Raw genomic sequence first — 16,153 nt, forward strand, 5'->3', positions numbered from 1 at the left:
GTGTCACGGCCGCGCCGGGCGGCCGGTGCGGAGCGGGACCGGGGCGCCAATCCGGTCGAGCTTGCCGTGCTGATGCCGGCCATCCTGATCCTGCTGCTCGCCTCGATCCAGGCCGCTGCCTGGTTCATCGCCCGCGCCACCGCCCTGAACGCGGCACAGTCGGCGGTCAGCGCGCAGCGCGCGTACCAGGCCGAGCCGGGGGTGGGGCAGGAGCGCGCCGAGGACTTCCTCGAGCGGGCGGGCGACTGGCTGGTCGACTGGGAGGTCACGGTGACCGTTCCGGAGCAGGACGACACGCAGGTGGCCGCCACCGTCACCGGGCAGCCGCTCCGGGTCGTACCGCTGATCTCGTTGCCGCCGATCAGCGAGACCGCCTTCGGCACCGTGGAGCGGTTCACCGACGAGGAGACGCAGTGAGCGGCGGGAGAGGAGCGCGGGACCGGGGCCGGGGTTCGGTCTCGGTGGAGACGGCGATCCTCGCCCCGGCCTTCCTCGCCCTGGTGGCGCTGGCCGGGGTCGCCGGCCGGACCGCCGTCGCGCACGAGGCGATCGAGGCCGCGGCGCACGATGCCGCCCGGGCCGCGTCGATATCGCGTACGGCGGGCGACGGCCGAAACGCGGCGCGGGCGGCGGTGCAGAGCCGTCTCGAGGCGGAGGGGCTGTCCTGTTCGGACGATCCCGGGCTGACCTTCGCCGGTACGGTCGACGGGCAGCCGGCCGACTTCGACGACGCCTACGTCGCCGGCCTCGGCACCGACGCCTCGGTGGTGGTGACGGTCACCTGCGACGTCTCCGTACGCGACCTGCGGATGCCGCTGCTGCCGGGCGCCCGGACGTACAGCACCGTCGAGGCGACCTTCGTCTCGCCCCTTGATCGCTACCGCGGCAGAAGCCTAAGTCTCGCCACCCCCCGCCCCGCCACCCCCCGCCTGGCCACCCCCCGCCCCGCCACCGCACCGGGCCCAACGCCGGATCATGCCTGATGCCCCCAACGAGGCAGTGGGGCATCGCGGAGATCTTGACGACTTGTTGTCGTTCCAGCAGCAACAGATCGTCAAGATCTACATCACCTGCCTACGGGGATGGAGGGGATGCGGGGCGGGTGAGTCTGTTCCTTGCGGTGGCGTTGGTGGGCGTACTGGCGATCATCGGGCTGGCGTACGACGGCGCCGGCCAGCTCCGCACGATGCAACGCGCCGACAATCTGGCCGCCGAGGCAGCACGGGCCGGCGGCCAGGCGATCGACCTCGGACAGTTGCTGGTCGACGGGAGCACGCTGCTGGACGAGGCCGCCGCCCGGACGGCCGTCGACAACTACCTGGCGGGCGTCGAAGGCGTCACGGAATGGGACGTGGACTTCGCGCTCGCCGGGGACAACTCCACCCTGACGGTCAACCTCGAACTCGACTACGACACGGTCTTCCTCGACCTGTTCGGCTTCGCCGACAACATCACGGTGCCGGGTACGGCCACCGCGACACTCCTCACCACGACGAACCGCTGAATAGGGGGCATCATCATGCCTGCATCCCGGGCGGCCCGCCGGGCCGGCCAGTTCTGCACCGGAATCGGAGCGTTGATCGTCCTGATCGGACTGCTCGTCGGGGCGCCCCTGGCGCTGCTGGCCCTGGCCGGCAACCCACTGCCGGACCACGTGCCCGGGCTGGACGAGATCGGTACCGCCCTGACCAGCCGCGACGACGGCCAACTCTTCCTGCGGGCGCTGGCCGTCGTCGGCTGGGCGGGGTGGGCCACCTTCGCCCTCTCGGTGCTCGTCGAGATACCCGCCCGGGTCCTGCGCCGGCCGGCGATCCGGTTGCCCGGGCTCGGCCACCAGCAGCGTTGGGCTGCCGCGCTGGTCGGCTCGGTGGCGATGGTGCTGGCGTTCGGGCCGGCCGCCGCCGCTGCCAGCGCTGCCAGCCCTGCCGGCGTGGGACACCTGGCTGCGGATGGGCCGATGGCTGGGAATGGGCGGATGGCCGGGGCGGGGTTCGTGGTCGGGGTGGGCGGGCCGGTCGCCGCAGACGGGCCGGTCGCCGCAGACGGGCCGGGACCGGCCTCCGGACCCGCGCCGCACTGGCTGACCGGCGAGCCAGCCTCCGGACCCGCGCCGCACTGGCTGACCGGCGAGCCAGCCTCCGGACCCGCGCCGCACTGGCTGACCGGCGAACCGGCCTCCGGACCCGCGCCGCACTGGCTGACCGGCGAGCCAGCTTCCGGACCCGCGCCGGAGTGGCTGGTCGGGCCGGCGGACGAGCGAGGGGCAGTGCCGGAGCCGGTCTACCGGGTGGAGCGGGGCGACTACCTGGGTCACATCGCCGGCCGCTACCTCGGCGACTTCGACCGCTATCCGGAACTGGCCCGGCTCAACGAGATCCGCGATCCCGACCGCATCCGGCCTGGCCAGCTGCTGCACCTGCCACCGGCAGCCGAGGATCGGGGCGCCCGGCAGCACGCCACCGGCCTGGTCGCGGTCCCGCCGCCGCCCGGCGGTTGGCCGGAGGCCACACCCGCGGATCCGGCTCCGAAGGCCGAACAGCCCTCGGCACCGCAGTCGGCGCAGCCGCAACCGCCGGCACCACAGCGCGCGCAGCCGCAACCGCCGGCACCACAGCGCGCGCAGCCGCAACCGCCGGCACCACAGTCACCGGTCGCCCCGGGGCAGCCCGCCGAGCCACGCCAGCCCGCCGAGCCACGCCAGCCCGCCGAGCCGGTGCAGACCACCGGCCCGCGCCAGCCGGCCGACCCGCACCAGCCGGCGCATGCCCAGCCATCCGGCGGCGACGAGGGGTTCGGCCCCTCCGGCGGTGGGGAGGCGAACGGTGACACGTACCCGGTCGGCGCGTCCCGGGCCGGGGCGGTGGAGGAACTGAACCGGCCACTCGCGGTCTCTGCGGTGCTTGCGGTGGCCGGCATCGTCGGCGCACAGATCGGGGCGGTCTTCGGACTGCGTAACCGCTCCGCCCGCCGCCCATCGCTGCCCGACGGTGGCCGGCACCGGTCGACCGGATGACCGCCGGATGACCGCTCCTGCCGTCTCAGTGTCAGGGCAGGCGTGTCTGTAGGACGCCGCCGATCACCCGGGTGGGCAGGACCTGCTGGTCGGTGCCGGCCGGGCCGTGTACCACCTCGCCGTTGTCGAGATCGAAGGTGCTGCCGTGCCAGGGGCACGTCACACAGGTCCGCCCGTTCACGGTGGTCACCTCGCCGGCGCCGAGCGGGCCGCTCTGGTGGGCGCACCGCTCCAGCATGACGGTGACGTCGTCGCCGTCCCGGTAGACCACCACCGCGACGTCGTCGACCCGGCGGGTGAGCAGCTCATGCTGCGGGAGGGCGGACATGTCCGCCAGTGCGTGCCAGCCATCCTCGATCAGCCGCAGTTCCGGGACGGCGTGGTTGACACCGGCCCCCTGCTTGTAGGCGAGGTGCCCACCGAGAAACCCGCCGCCGCCGACCGCCGTCAGGCCCACGAGGCCGAGGGTACGGCCGAGACCGTACCGCCCGGTCAGCCGGGCGGCGAGTGAGCCGGCGTACATCGCCAGGCCGACACCGTTGGCGAGCGCATGCACCAGACCTACCCGCTGCTGTTCCCGGGAGAGCGAGGACCAGTCGTTCCATCCGGCGACGACGGCCGGAACCGCGCTGGCGGTGCCGGCCGCCACCAGCGTGGTGGCGGCGCGCCGCTGCCCGGGCATCAGGTCGAGGATGGCGCTGCTGACCCAGGCCCCGATGGGCAACTGCACCAGCGCCGGATGCAACGGATGCCCCAGCCCGACCCCGTGCAGAACGTCGCGGAGCCGCTGCGGCCGGATCGCCGCCGCAACCACGTGCTGGACGCGTTGCGAGGTACGGTCCAGGCCGGTCGCCTGCTCGAGTCTGGTCAAAATGGCTCGCATCGGCGGTAACTTCCCGCCGCCGGGCCCGGGCAAACCTCCGCACCCGCACCGCCGCACCGGTATGCCCGGACGGGTGACGGGCCACGCCCGGTGCGGGTGATGGGCATCCCCGGACAGGTGACGGGCATCCCCGGACGGGTGACCGGCATGGCCGGGGCGGGCCGGGGTAGACCGCCAGACATGCGGATCGCGATCACCGGAGCCACCGGCAACGTCGGCAGCGCGTTGCTGCGCCGATTGGCCGGCGAGCCGGACATCGAGGTGATCGGCATCGCACGGCACTCTCCGGCGCCGGAGGCGGGGCCGCCGTACGACCGGGTGCGCTGGCACGTCGCCGACCTCGGCGACCCGGCCTGCCTGCACCCGCTCGCCGAGCGGCTGGCCGGGGCGGATGCCGTGGTGCATCTGGCCTGGCAGATCCAGCCCGGTCAGCACCGCGCGCAGTTGCGCCGGGCCAACCTCAACGGCAGCCGACACGTCGTCAACGCGATGCTCGCGGCGGGCGTGCCGAAGCTGGTCTGCGCCTCGTCGGTCGGCGCGTACGCGCCCGGGCCGAAGGACGCCCGGGTGAACGAGAACTGGCCGGTCACCGGCATCGGGCGCTCCGGCTACAGCGCAGACAAGGCGGCCGTGGAGGCGATGCTCACCGCCGCCGAGCGGGATTATCCGGTACTCCGGGTGACCCGGCTGCGCACGGCGCCGGTGCTCCAGCACGACGCCGGGGCCGAGATCACCCGACATCTTCTCGGCCGGTTCGCCCCGGTCTCGCTGCTCCGCCCGGGGCGGCTGCCGGCGGTGCCCCGGCATCCTGTGGTGCCCCGACACCGGCGGCTGCGCGTTCAGGTGGTGCACGCCGACGACGCCGCCGAGGCGTACCTGCGGGCCGTGCGCGGCGACCGGTCGGGAGCGTTCAACATCGCCGCCGAACCCGTGCTGGACGGGACGGTGGTCGCGGCGGAGCTGGGCGGCTGGGCGGCACCGCTGCCGCTGGCCCTGCTGCGGCTGTTGAACCGGGCCGCCGGGCGGAGCCGACTCGTCCCGGCGGACGAGGGCTGGCTGGAGCTGGGGGCCGCCGTTCCGCTGATGGACTGCTCCCGGGCCGAGCGGGAGCTGGGCTGGCGGCCCCGGCGGGACGCCCGGGAGGCGCTGCGCGATCTCGTTGCCGGGACAGCCGCCGGTGCGGGGGCCGGCAGCCCGCCGCTGCGGCCGGGCCGCGAGACTTCCGACCGGCGGGCGGCCTGACCCGGCCCGGACCGCCTGACCATTCGGCGGGTACGGGCCGGGCCGACGACTCGGGCTGGCACAGTGGACACCATGGACCGGACCCGGGTGCAGCAGTGGATCGCCGGATACGAGCGGGCCTGGCGTACGCCGGGCACCGAGACGCTCTCGACGCTCTTCACCTCCGACGCGACCTACCTGCAGGGCCCCTACCACGAGCCGGTGGTGGGGCTACGGGACATCTGCACGATGTGGGAGGCCGAACGGGACGGTCACGACGAGGAGTTCGGGATGAGCAGTGAGATCATCGCGGTGGACGGCGACGTGGCGGTGGCCCGGCTCGAGGTCCGGTACGGCACCGGCCAGGAGTTCCGGGACCTGTGGCTCATGACGTTCGCCGGGGACGGCCGCTGCGTCGCGTTCGAGGAGTGGCCATTCTCGCCACCGGCGTGACCCGTCGTCGCGGGGCGGCGGGCGGGCGGCGGGCGGGCGGCGGCGAGAAGGCGGTACGGAGAGGCGGGTCCGTGATGGGCAGCGGAGGGCCGGTGGCGACCGGCGGAGGCGGTGCCGGCGGTGGGCGGCTCGCTCCCGGGGACGCGGTGACGATCCATCTGGTCAAGGCGCCCCGGCCCGACCTCCGCTACCCCGCCTCGGTGCTGGCCGACGACGGCACCCACCTGGTCGTCCGCGCGCCCTGGGGCAAGGCGGCGATCCGGGACATGGGTTTCGTCCGCTTCGAACCGGGTGACGTCTGGACGGAGCACTACTGGCGGGACCGGTGGTATTCGGTCAAGGAGGTGTACGACGCCGGCGGCGCGCTAAAGGGCTGGTACTGCGACGTGACCCGGCCGGCCACCGTCACCGGCCGGGTGGTCGTCGTGCCGGACCTCGACCTCGACCTGTGGACGTCCGCCGACCGGAGTCAGGTGCTCCGGCTCGACGAGGACGAGTTCCTCGCCAGTGGTCTGGAGGAACGCGACCCGGAGGCGGCAGCCCGGGCCCGGCAGGCCCTCGACGAACTCGCCGCGCTCGCCCCCGAGGGCTTCGGCCCGCTCATCGGGCGGTGACCGATCAGGGAGTGATCAGGGGGTGCGCGCGCCGATCCGGACGGGCATGCTGATCCGGTGGGCGTACGAGTTGAGGAAAGCGGCCCGGTGCAGACGATCGTGCTGTCCCGTCCGGAGCGCCGGAACGCGGTGGACGGCCCGACGGCGAGGGCCCTGGCGGACGCCTTCCGGACCTTCGACGCCGACCGGCACGCCTCGGTGGCGGTGCTCTGGGGCGAGGGTGGCACGTTCTGCTCCGGCGCCGACCTGAAGGCGATCACCACCCCGAGTGGTAATCGGGTCGAGCCGGAGGGTGACGGTCCGATGGGCCCGACCCGGATGCGTCTCGGCAAGCCGGTGATCGCCGCCGTCGCCGGGTACGCCGTCGCGGGCGGGTTGGAGCTGGCGCTCTGGTGCGACCTGCGGATCGCCGAGGCCGACGCGGTGTTCGGGGTCTTCAGCCGGCGCTGGGGCGTGCCGCTGATCGACGGCGGCACCGTCCGGCTGGCCCGGCTGATCGGGCAGAGCCGGGCGATGGACCTGATCCTCACCGGCCGCCCGGTGCCGGCCACCGAGGCGTACGAGATGGGGTTGGTCAACCGGCTCGTCGGGCCGGGCGAGTCGCGGGCTGCCGCCGAGGCGCTGGCCGCCGAGATCGCCGGCTTTCCGCAGACCTGCCTGCGCAACGACCGGCTCTCCACGCTGGCCGCCGCCGGCCGGAGCGAGGAGGAGGCGATGCGCACCGAGCTGGCGTACGGGATGAACTCGCTCGCGGTCGACGCGACCGAGGGGGTGGCCCGGTTCACCTCTGGCGAGGGGCGCCACGGCTCGTACCAGCCCTCCCGTCCCCGGTAGCGGCCGCCCGTGGTCGCGCCGGCCGCTACCGGGCCGGGCCGGGCCGCTGTCCGGAGCGAGCCGGCCGCTGACCGGAGCGAACCGGGCCGCTGACCGGAGCGCGCGGGTGCCGGGGCCGTTTCAGGCCGGCAGCGACGGGAGCGGCAGCGGCAGTGCGGGCAGGCCGTCGAGGCTGGTGCCGACATGGTCCTTCCGCTCGCAGTACGCCGCGAACTCCTCGTCGGTCTTCCGGCCGAAGTAGTCGGTGTGCAGCGTCCGCTCCTCCCGGTAGTCCAGCAACGGGACCGAGTAGCCGCAGCTGTCGCTGATCCGGCGCGCGCTGACCAGGATGATCGCCCGCTGTCCCGGCGCACCGTCCTGCTGCGGGAAGTGCCGGACGAGCTCCGGCCACCGGGGGTCGTCCCGGAAGACCGCCTCCCCGCGGCCGTGCACCCGGACGATGGTCGGCGGGCCGTCGAAGGCGCACCACATCAGGGTTATCCGGCCGTTCTCCCGCAGGTGCGCGACGGTCTCCGCGCCGCTGCCGCCGAAGTCGAGATATGCCACGGTCTGCTCGTCGAGCACCGCGAGCGAGCCGGCGAGCCCCTTCGGCGAGACGTTGACGTGACCGTCGGCGCCGAGCGGTGCCGTCGCCACGAAGAAGACCTTCTGGTTCTCGATGTAGCCCCGCAGCCTGCCGTCGATCCGGTCGTAGGTCTTTCCCATGCGCATCCTCCCCCATCTCGGCGGGCCGCCGAACCCGCCGGGTCGCCGCCGGTCAGCGTGGTTAGGAAGGGGCCCTTCCTATACAAAAAACGATAACGGGGGGCCCTTCCTTGCACCGTCAGCGCTGTTCGGTGGGATGTAGCCAGACGGCGGTGTCGGAGGGCAGCAGATCGCCGTCCACCGGCCGGCTGGCCAGTAGGCGGCTCTGGTGCGGCGGGAGCGGTACGGGTGCGGCGGTGAGGTTCACCACGCAGGCGAACCCGGGATCCCGGGCGAAGGCCAGGACGCCGTCCGGCGCCGGCAGCCAGCGCAGTGTCCCGTCGCCGAGGGCCGGGAGGCTGCGCCGGATCCGGATCGCCTCGCGATAGAGCTCCAGCATGGAGTGCGGATCGCTGGTCTGGGCCTGCACGGTCTGGTCCTTCCACGCGGCCGGCTGTGGCAGCCAGGGTGCGGCGGTGGCGCCGTCCGGGCTGAATCCGAACGGTGCCGCGTCACCGGACCAGGGCAGCGGCACCCGGCAACCGTCGCGTCCGGGGTCGACGAACCCGGAACGAGGGAACATCGGGTCCTGGCGCAGGGCCGGCGGGATGTCCTCGACCTCCCAGAGCCCCAGTTCCTCGCCCTGGTAGACGTAGACGGCACCGGGGAGCGAGAGGGAGAGCAGGGCCGCGGCCCGGGCCCGCACCGTACCCAGTTCCAGGTCGGTGTAGATGCCCTCCCGCTTGCTGGCGAAGCTGAACGTGGTGTCCGCCCGGCCGTACCGGGTGACGACCCGGGTCACGTCGTGGTTGGAGAGTACCCAGGTGGCCGGGGCGTCGATCGCGGCGTGCTCGGCCAGCGTCCCGTCGATGCTCTCCCGCAGCCTGGCCGCGTCCCAGGCGCAGCTGAGGAAGTCGAAGTTGAACGCGGTGTGCAGCTCGTCCGGGCGCAGGTAGTTGGTGAAGCGCTGCCGGTCCGGCAGCCACACCTCGCCGATCAACGCGCGCGGCTCGGGATAGCTGTCGGCAATCCGCCGCCAGCTCCGGTAGATGTCGTGCACCCCGTCCAGGTCGTGGAACGGGTGCGGCGTCCCCTCCACCACCTCGGGCAGGGTGGCGTCCTTGAGCAGCAGCGCCGCCGAGTCGATCCGGATGCCGTCCACGCCCCGGTCGAACCAGAACCGGAGGATCTCCTCGAACTCGGCGCGTACCCGGGGGTGGTCCCAGTTGAAGTCCGGCTGCTCGGCGGCGAAGAGGTGCAGGTACCAGTCGCCCGGGGTGCCATCCGGGTTGGTGGTCCGGGTCCAGGTCTGGCCACCGAACTCGCCGACCCAGTCGGTCGGTGGCCGGTCACCGCCGGGACCGCGCCCGGGGCGGAACCAGAACAGCTCGCGCTCCGGCGCACCGGGACCGCCGGCCAGCGCGGCCTGGAACCACGGGTGCCGGTCGGAGCAGTGGTTCGGCACCAGGTCGGCGATGATCCGCAGGCCCTGACCATGCGCCTCGGCGATCAGCTCCTCCAGCTCGGCGAGGGTGCCGAAGACCGGCTCCACCGAGCGGAAGTCGGAGACGTCGTAGCCGGCGTCGGCCATCGGCGACGGATACCAGGGGCCGAACCAGATGGCGTCGACGCCCAGCCCGGAGAGGTAGTCCAGCCGCCTGCGGATGCCGGCGAGGTCGCCGATGCCGTCGCCGTTGCCGTCGGCGAAGCTGCGCGGGTAGACCTGGTAGATCACGGCGTCTCGCCACCACGGGCGGCTGTCTGATCTGGACACGAGTACCTGCTCTCTGGATCGGTCCGCCGACCGCCTGTGTGTGCCTCGTTTCGTGGCGATGACGATACAAACTTGGGTACGCCATCGCAATAATCCGACAGAAGTCTGAAAGATGGCGACTATCCGTGAGCGGGACGCCGAAGAGGCGAAAGCCACCTCCGGACAGGGGAGGCACCCGGAGGGCAGGGGAGGCACCCGGAGGGCAGGGGAGGCGGGCGGGCGCCGGGAGTCAGCGGCCGGGGGCCGGGGCGGTCGAGCCGCGTACCACCAACTCGGGCTCGAAGAGCAGCTCGTCGGTGAGCACCCCGACCCCGTCGATCTGGTTCACCAGCAGGTCCACCGCGGCCTGACCCATCGTCTCGATCGGCTGCCGGACCGTGGTCAACGGGGGATCGGTGCAGGTCATCAGCGCGGAGTCGTCGAATCCGACCACCGAGATGTCGACCGGCACGGTGCGACCCAGCCGGCGGGCCGCCCGGATGGTGCCGAGCGCCATCACGTCGCTGGCACAGATGATCCCGGTCACGCCGCGCTCGACCAGTTTGCTCGCCGCGACCCGGGCCCCCTCCATGGAGAAGCTGGAGCGCTCGACGCACTCCTCGTCCTCGGCCCAGCCGGCGATCTTCGCCATCGCCGCCAGCTTCCGCCGGGACGGCACGTGGTCGGCCGGACCCAGCACCAGCCCGATCCGGTCGTGCCCGAGCGACCGCAGGTGCCCGTACGCCTGCTCGACCGCGACCGCGTCGTCAGTGGAGACGCAGGGAAAGCCGAGCTCGTCGACGCCGGCGTTGACCAGTACGACCGGCAGGCCCCGGTCGGTGAGCCGCCGGTAGTGGTCGTGCGGGGCGTCGGCCAGCGCGTACGAGCCGCCGGCGAAGATCACCCCGGAGACCTGGTGGTCGAGCAGCATCTCCACGTAGTCCGGTTCGGAGATCCCGCCGATGGTGCGGGCGCAGAGCGCCGGGGTGAGCCCACGCTGCGCGAGCGAACCGGTGACCACCTCGGCCAGCGCCGGAAAGATCGGGTTCTGCAACTCCGGGAGGACGAGCCCGACCAGCCGGGCCCGTTCGCCCCGCAGCTTGCTGGGGCGCTCGTAGCCGAGCACGTCCAGGGCGGTGAGCACGGCGACCCGGGTGCTCTCCGAGACACCGCCCCGGCCGTTGAGCACCCGGCTCACCGTGGCCTCGCTGACCCCGGCCTTCCGGGCCACCTCGGTGAGTCTTCTGGTCACGGCCGCGATCGTACGTCAGCCAGCTGCAAAAACCGAACCATCGTCTGCCGTGACTGACCGGGCGGCCGGACACCGTGCCGCCGGACACCGTGCCGCCGCACCCGTTTCCGCGCCCGCGGCGCAGTCCCGCACGGGTGCGCGACCCGTTTCCGCGCTCACGACGAAGCCGTTCGCGCGAGCGCGGCAACGGGTCGCGTGCTCACGACAGCAGGTCGCGGACGGCCGTCTCGATGGCGCGGTGGAAGGTGGGATAGGCGTAGATCATTCCGGCCAGGGTGGTCACCGGCACCTCGGCGTGCACCGCGACCGCCAGGGCGCTCAGCACCTCGCCACCGGCCGGACCGGCCGAGGTGGCGCCGAGCAGCACGCCCCGCCCCGCGTCACCGACCAGCTTGACGAAGCCCTCGCCGCCCACCCCGTGGATCCAGCCCCGGCTGGAGTCGGAGAGCGGGGTGAAGCCGATCCGCACGTCGTAGCCCTGCTCCCGGGCCTGCCGCTCGGTGAGCCCGACCGCGCCCACCTCGGGATCGGTGAAGGTCACCCGGGGCAGCGCCCGGTAGTCCGCCCGCCGCCCGCCACCGGCCGCGCCGCCGCCCGTGCCATCCGCCGCGCCACCTGCCACACCGTCGCCCGCGCCGGCACGGCGCAGGATGTCGTCGATCGCGATCGCCGCCTGGTACATCGCGACGTGCGTGAAGGCGCCGTGCCCGGTCGGGTCGCCGACCGCCCAGATCCCGTCGGCCACCCGCATCCGGTCGTCGGTCTCCAGGAACCGCGTGGTCGGGTCCAGCCCGACCGTCTCCAGGCCGAGCCCGTCGAGCGCGGCCCGCCGACCGGTCGCCACCAGCAGCCGTTCGCCGTGCAGCCGGGCGCCGTCGGTCAGGTGCAGGGTGAAGCCGTCACCGTCGTGCTCGACCCGCTCGGCACGGGCTCCGGTGTGCACCGTCACCCCGTCCGCGCGCAGCGCCGCTCCGACCAGCTCCGACGACTCCGGTTCCTCCATCGCGAGCACCCGCTCGCCCGCCTCGACCATGCCGACCCGCACGCCGAACCGGGCGAAGACCTGGGCCAGCTCGGCGCCGATCGCCCCGCCGCCGAGCACCACCAGCGACCCGGGCAGCTCGGCAAGCTCCATCGCCTCCCGGTTGGTCCAGTACGGCGTGCCGGCCAACCCGGGCAGCGGCGGGATCACCGGCGTGCTGCCGGTGCCCAGCACGACGCCGATCCGGGCCCGGTAGAGCTCGTCGCCGACCTGGACCAGACCGGGGCCGACCAGCCGGCCGCTGCCCCGGACGAACCGGCCGCCCTTGGCGGTGAACCGCTCGACCCCGGCGTCGTCGGTCCAGCCGGCGGTGGCCTCTTCACGGATCCGCCTCGCCACTGTGTTCCAGTCCGGCTCGACGTGTGCCTTGCCGGCCAACTGGTCGACCCGGCGCGCCTCGGCGAGCGCGTTTGCCGCCCGGATCATCATCTTGCTCGGCACGCACCCCCAGAACGGGCACTCGCCGCCGACCAGGTTGCGTTCGATGCCGACGACCGAGAGGCCGGCGGCGGCGAGCCGGCCCGCCGTCTCCTCGCCGCCCACACCGAGCCCGACCACCACCACGTCGACGTCCGCCGTCACGTCCGGTCCCACCGGTCCGTCGGCGGGCGCGCCGCCGTCACCGGCCACCCGCATCCGTTCCTGTTCAGCCATGCCGCCAGCTTTCCCGATCGACCTCCGGGCGACCAGGCGGACCGCCCGGGGTGCGGGGTCGGCTCCCGGTCCGGACCCTCCCGAGGACCCCCTTCGGGTACCACGGAAAGGGTCGAATAGCGGCATCTCGGGCGAGAACCTCACGACCCTGTCCAGTATCGGCCGTAACTAAGTCGTGTCTTTTCAAAATACAATCGAGATCTTGCGGAAATGAGTCGGTCTCGCTACAGTGACCCCACTCACACACTCGACGCCACGCAGCTCCAGGGCCTGGTCACCCGGCAGATCTCGATCAGCGGCACGGCGCGGCCACGGTGATCCGCGGATCAGCACCCGGCGATCCACGGGTCGGCAGAGGTCATGGAGACTCCCCCGTTCCCGAAGGGATGGACAGATGTCCGTACCGCAGCACCGGAAGGCCGCGGCGCTGGCGCTCGTGGCCGGCCTGGGGCTCAGCCTCACGGCGTGTTCCACGAAGAGCAGCGACGACGACAACGCCGGCGGCAAGGTCACCATCACGGTCGACTGCCAGCCGGTCGGCTCCCAGAAGGAGCTGTTGCAGAACTGGAACGACGACGTCGCCGAGTTCCAGCGGCAGAACCCCGACATCGTCGTCAAGAGCGTGAGCGTCGGCGAGCAGTGCAACAACCCGCCGGACTTCACCGCCCGGTTGGCCGGCGGCACCGTGACCGACGTCTTCTACGGCTACATGACCGACATGCAGCAGGTGCTCGACTCCGGGCAGGCGATGGAGATCACCGAATTCGCCACCGGGGAGACGGTCCCGACCTGGGACAGCGTCGACCCGGCGCTCAAGGAGGTCTTCAGCGACGGCGGCAAGCTCTACGCCGTACCCGTGAAGAACTACTCGATGGGCCTGGTCTACAACAAGGCCCTCTTCCAGCGGGCGGGGCTCGACGTGAACAACCCGCCCAGGACGTGGCCCGAGGTCCGGGACGCCGCCAAGAAGATCTCCGCGCTCGGCGACGGCATCGCCGGCTACGCCGAATACAGCGCCGGCAACACCGGTGGCTGGCACTTCACCGCCCTGCTCTACTCGCAGGGCGGACAGATCCTGACCCCGGACGGCAAGAAGGCCGACTTCAACAACCCGATGGGCCGGCAGGTGCTGCAGAACCTCAAGGACATGCGGTACGGCGACGACAGCATGGGCGCCCGCCAACTGCTGCAGTGGGGCGACCTGCTGACCAACGCCGCCGCCGGCAAGGTCGGCATGTTCGTCGGGGCGCCGGACTCCACCCAGGCGATCGTCAGCCAGTTCCAGGGCAGGTTCCAGGACTGGGCGATGGGCCCGCTGCCCGGCCAGGACGGCCCGGCGAAGGCCACCCTCGGCGGCGGCGAGGGCTACTTCTTCAAGAAGGGTCTCACCCCCGAGCAGGTCCGGGCTGGCCTGAAGTGGATCGCCTACCAGAAGCTGACGCCGGGCAAGGGCCAGTTCGACTACGTCCGGGCCAAGCCGCAGAACTACCCGGTCGGCCTGCCCCAGCCGCTGCTCTTCGCGAACGGCACCGAGGCGCAGAAGCAGGAGCTGGAGCTGCGTAAGGCGAACGCGAACGTCGACACCGCGAACTTCGCCGTCTTCGAGGCGAACCCGATCCCGATCGAGGGTGAGCCGCGCAACGCGCAGGCGATCTACGCGGTGCTCGACGGTGCCATGTCCGGGGTGCTGACGAACCCGAACGCCGACATCGACGCGCTGCTCAGGACCGCCGAGGAGAAGGTCAACCAGCTACTGGCCAGCGAGAGCTGACCGTGCCCGGGGGTGGGGGCCGGCCGGTCCCCACCGCCCGCGGTCCGCACCGCCCGTCCGGTCACGTCTCAGGCAGGGAGTTGCGTTGGCGACCACCACCACCGTCCCGGGCACCAGGAATGCCGGGCGTCCCGCGCCGCCGTACGCGGCGGGGCCACGGCGGGCGAGCCTCGGCCGGAAGGTACGGGACAACCTCACCGGGCACGCCTTCCTGATCGGAGCGGTGGCATGCTTCGCCGTCTTCTCCTGGTATCCGATGGTGCGCGGCGTCGTGATGAGCTTCCAGCGCACCCGGCGCGGCGAGACCACCTGGGTGGGCTGGGACAACTACGCCCGCATCCTCGACGACCCCAGCTTCTGGACCGCCTGGCGGAACACCCTCTATTTCACGCTCCTCGCGCTGGTGCTCGGCTACGCGGTGCCGTTCTTCGTGGCGATCCTGCTCAACGAGTTCCGGCACGCCAAGGGCTATCTGCGGATCCTGGTCTACCTGCCGGTGATGCTGCCGCCGGCCTCGGCGCTCTTCCTCTTCAAGTTCTACGCGTACGACCCCAGCGACGCCGGGCTCTTCAACGCGATCCTCAAGGCGCTGCACCTGCCGACGTCGGAGTGGATGCAGTCGCCCGGGATGACGATGCCGGCGATGGTGGTCGCCTCGACCTGGATGAACATGGGCAGCGCGGTGCTGATCTACCTGGCGGCGCTGCAGAACATCCCCGGCGACCTCTACGAGGCCGCCGAGCTCGACGGCGCCGGGATCTGGCGCCGGATCCGGCACGTCACGATCCCGCAGACCCGGCTGATCCTCCTGCTGCTCGCGATGTTGCAGATCATCGCCACGATGCAGCTCTTCATCGAGCCGCTGATCCTGGCCAACGGCGCGGGCGCGGAGGACTCGGCGACCTCGGTGGCGTACCTGATCTACCAGCACGGCTTCTTCCAGAACGACCTCAACGGCGCCGCCGCCCTCGGTGTGATCATGCTGGTGGTGCTGGCCGGCTTCTCCGCCGGCTACCTGCGGCTCACCTCCAAACAGGACTAGGACGGGCCAGACATGGCGCAGGATTCCGGCACCCGCACGCTCGTCTCACACGCCCAGTTGCGGCGCGGGCGCGGCAGGGTCGTCTACTGGACGCTGCTCACCGCCGTCGTGCTGGTGTTCACGCTCGTCTTCCTCGGGCCGCTCTACTGGATGGTCACCGGGGCGCTCAAGTCCGGCCAGGAGATCGCCCAGACGCCGCCGTCGCTCTTTCCCGCCGATCCGCAGCCGCAGAACTACGTCGACGCCTGGAACAACCTGGACCTGGCCAAGCTGCTCTTCAACACGTTCTACTACGCCACCGGCGCGCTGCTCTTCCAGCTCGTCCTCGACACCGCGGCGGCGTACGCCTTCTCGAAGCTCCGCCCGGTCTTCGGCAACGTGCTCCTCGGGATGATGCTGGCGACGCTGATGATCCCGGCGATGGTCCTCATCGTCCCGCAGTACGTGACCGTGATCGACCTGCCGGTGCTGCACATCAACCTGCTCGACTCGCCGTTCGCGATCTGGCTGCCCCTGGTCGCGAACGCGTTCAACATCTTCCTGCTGAAGCGCTTCTTCGACTCGATTCCCGAGGAGCTGATGGCGGCGGCGGTGATGGACGGCGCGACGCCGCTGCGCACGCTCTGGTCGATCATCCTGCCGATGTCGCGCCCCATCCTCGGAGTGGTCTCGATCCTCGCCGTGACGGCGGTCTGGAAGGACTTCCTCTGGCCGAAGCTGGTCATGCCGTCGCCGGAGACCCGCACGGTCAGCGTCGGCATCTACGCCTTCTCCGGCGGCACGCCGATGAACGTGGTGGTCGCCGCCTCGGTCATCGCCGCGATCCCGACCGTGATCATCTTTCTGATCTTCCAGCGGAACATCATGTCCGGCCTGACCACGGGCAGCGTCAAGGGCTGACGGCGGGCAAATAAAGGGCTGACGGCGCCACGGCCAA

16 protein-coding genes are annotated in these 16,153 nt (G+C 72.1%); 11 read left to right on the top strand and 5 right to left on the bottom strand.

Features of this window, described 5'->3' with window-relative positions; genetic code table 11:
* From ACN27G_RS29960 to ACN27G_RS29975, 4 genes are all read left to right on the top strand, one after another.
* Window positions 1–417 (top strand): TadE family protein, encoded by a 417-nt coding sequence (locus tag ACN27G_RS29960; RefSeq protein ID WP_421496043.1) that lies wholly within the window; start codon window positions 1–3, stop codon window positions 415–417.
* Entirely contained in the window at window positions 414–983 is a 570-nt protein-coding gene (locus ACN27G_RS29965) for a TadE/TadG family type IV pilus assembly protein (protein ID WP_421496044.1), read from the top strand. Before ACN27G_RS29960 ends, ACN27G_RS29965 begins: the two co-directional genes overlap by 4 nt.
* Before the next feature lie 119 nt (window positions 984–1,102).
* Entirely contained in the window at window positions 1,103–1,504 is a 402-nt protein-coding gene (locus ACN27G_RS29970) for a pilus assembly protein TadG-related protein (RefSeq protein ID WP_421496045.1), read from the top strand.
* 15 nt (window positions 1,505–1,519) lie between these two features.
* The gene (locus ACN27G_RS29975; protein WP_421496046.1) at window positions 1,520–3,013 is read left to right on the top strand and encodes a LysM peptidoglycan-binding domain-containing protein; all 1,494 of its coding nucleotides are present in this window, start codon (window positions 1,520–1,522) and stop codon (window positions 3,011–3,013) included.
* Window positions 3,014–3,044: 31 nt separating this feature from the next.
* Here the strand turns inward: ACN27G_RS29975 and ACN27G_RS29980 are convergent, their stop codons facing one another.
* Window positions 3,045–3,884: a Rieske 2Fe-2S domain-containing protein gene (locus ACN27G_RS29980; protein WP_421496047.1), complete on the bottom strand. Its 840-nt coding sequence runs from the start codon at window positions 3,882–3,884 to the stop codon at window positions 3,045–3,047.
* A 192-nt stretch (window positions 3,885–4,076) separates the two neighbouring features.
* On the opposite strand from ACN27G_RS29980, the gene ACN27G_RS29985 reads away from it, so the two are divergent.
* From ACN27G_RS29985 to ACN27G_RS30000, 4 genes are all read left to right on the top strand, one after another.
* A complete protein-coding gene (locus tag ACN27G_RS29985) occupies window positions 4,077–5,138 on the top strand; it encodes an NAD-dependent epimerase/dehydratase family protein (protein ID WP_421496048.1) in 1,062 nt (353 codons plus the stop codon).
* Window positions 5,139–5,210: 72 nt separating this feature from the next.
* Complete coding sequence (locus tag ACN27G_RS29990) at window positions 5,211–5,570, top strand: nuclear transport factor 2 family protein (RefSeq protein ID WP_421496049.1); 360 nt, start codon at window positions 5,211–5,213, stop codon at window positions 5,568–5,570.
* Between the two features lie 92 nt (window positions 5,571–5,662).
* Complete coding sequence (locus ACN27G_RS29995) at window positions 5,663–6,184, top strand: DUF402 domain-containing protein (protein WP_421496050.1); 522 nt, start codon at window positions 5,663–5,665, stop codon at window positions 6,182–6,184.
* Window positions 6,185–6,241: 57 nt separating this feature from the next.
* Window positions 6,242–7,018, top strand: a complete 777-nt coding sequence (locus tag ACN27G_RS30000; protein ID WP_421496051.1) for a crotonase/enoyl-CoA hydratase family protein — start codon at window positions 6,242–6,244, stop codon at window positions 7,016–7,018.
* 120 nt (window positions 7,019–7,138) lie between these two features.
* Here the strand turns inward: ACN27G_RS30000 and ACN27G_RS30005 are convergent, their stop codons facing one another.
* From ACN27G_RS30005 to ACN27G_RS30020, 4 genes are all read right to left on the bottom strand, one after another.
* On the bottom strand, window positions 7,139–7,723 hold the full coding sequence (locus ACN27G_RS30005; RefSeq protein ID WP_421496052.1) for a pyridoxamine 5'-phosphate oxidase family protein: 585 nt from the start codon (window positions 7,721–7,723) through the stop codon (window positions 7,139–7,141).
* A gap of 118 nt (window positions 7,724–7,841) precedes the next feature.
* Window positions 7,842–9,476 carry an alpha-amylase family glycosyl hydrolase gene (locus tag ACN27G_RS30010; RefSeq protein WP_421496053.1) on the bottom strand — a complete coding sequence of 545 codons (1,635 nt, stop codon included), beginning with the start codon at window positions 9,474–9,476 and terminating at the stop codon, window positions 7,842–7,844.
* A gap of 229 nt (window positions 9,477–9,705) precedes the next feature.
* Window positions 9,706–10,707: a LacI family DNA-binding transcriptional regulator gene (locus ACN27G_RS30015; protein ID WP_421496054.1), complete on the bottom strand. Its 1,002-nt coding sequence runs from the start codon at window positions 10,705–10,707 to the stop codon at window positions 9,706–9,708.
* A gap of 199 nt (window positions 10,708–10,906) precedes the next feature.
* Window positions 10,907–12,403, bottom strand: coding sequence for a dihydrolipoyl dehydrogenase family protein (locus tag ACN27G_RS30020; RefSeq protein WP_421496055.1), 1,497 nt, complete (start codon window positions 12,401–12,403; stop codon window positions 10,907–10,909).
* A 394-nt stretch (window positions 12,404–12,797) separates the two neighbouring features.
* Between ACN27G_RS30020 and ACN27G_RS30025 the strand changes: the two genes are divergently transcribed.
* The 3 genes from ACN27G_RS30025 to ACN27G_RS30035 all read left to right on the top strand — a co-directional run bounded on the left by ACN27G_RS30025 (window position 12,798) and on the right by ACN27G_RS30035 (window position 16,116).
* Window positions 12,798–14,174: an ABC transporter substrate-binding protein gene (locus ACN27G_RS30025; RefSeq protein WP_421496056.1), complete on the top strand. Its 1,377-nt coding sequence runs from the start codon at window positions 12,798–12,800 to the stop codon at window positions 14,172–14,174.
* 85 nt (window positions 14,175–14,259) lie between these two features.
* On the top strand, window positions 14,260–15,216 hold the full coding sequence (locus ACN27G_RS30030; RefSeq protein ID WP_421496057.1) for a carbohydrate ABC transporter permease: 957 nt from the start codon (window positions 14,260–14,262) through the stop codon (window positions 15,214–15,216).
* A gap of 12 nt (window positions 15,217–15,228) precedes the next feature.
* Window positions 15,229–16,116, top strand: a complete 888-nt coding sequence (locus ACN27G_RS30035; protein WP_421496058.1) for a carbohydrate ABC transporter permease — start codon at window positions 15,229–15,231, stop codon at window positions 16,114–16,116.
* Window positions 16,117–16,153: the final 37 nt, after the last annotated feature.

It is taken from the genome of Plantactinospora sp. WMMB334, from assembly GCF_049179095.1.
GTDB lineage: Bacteria > Actinomycetota > Actinomycetes > Mycobacteriales > Micromonosporaceae > Plantactinospora.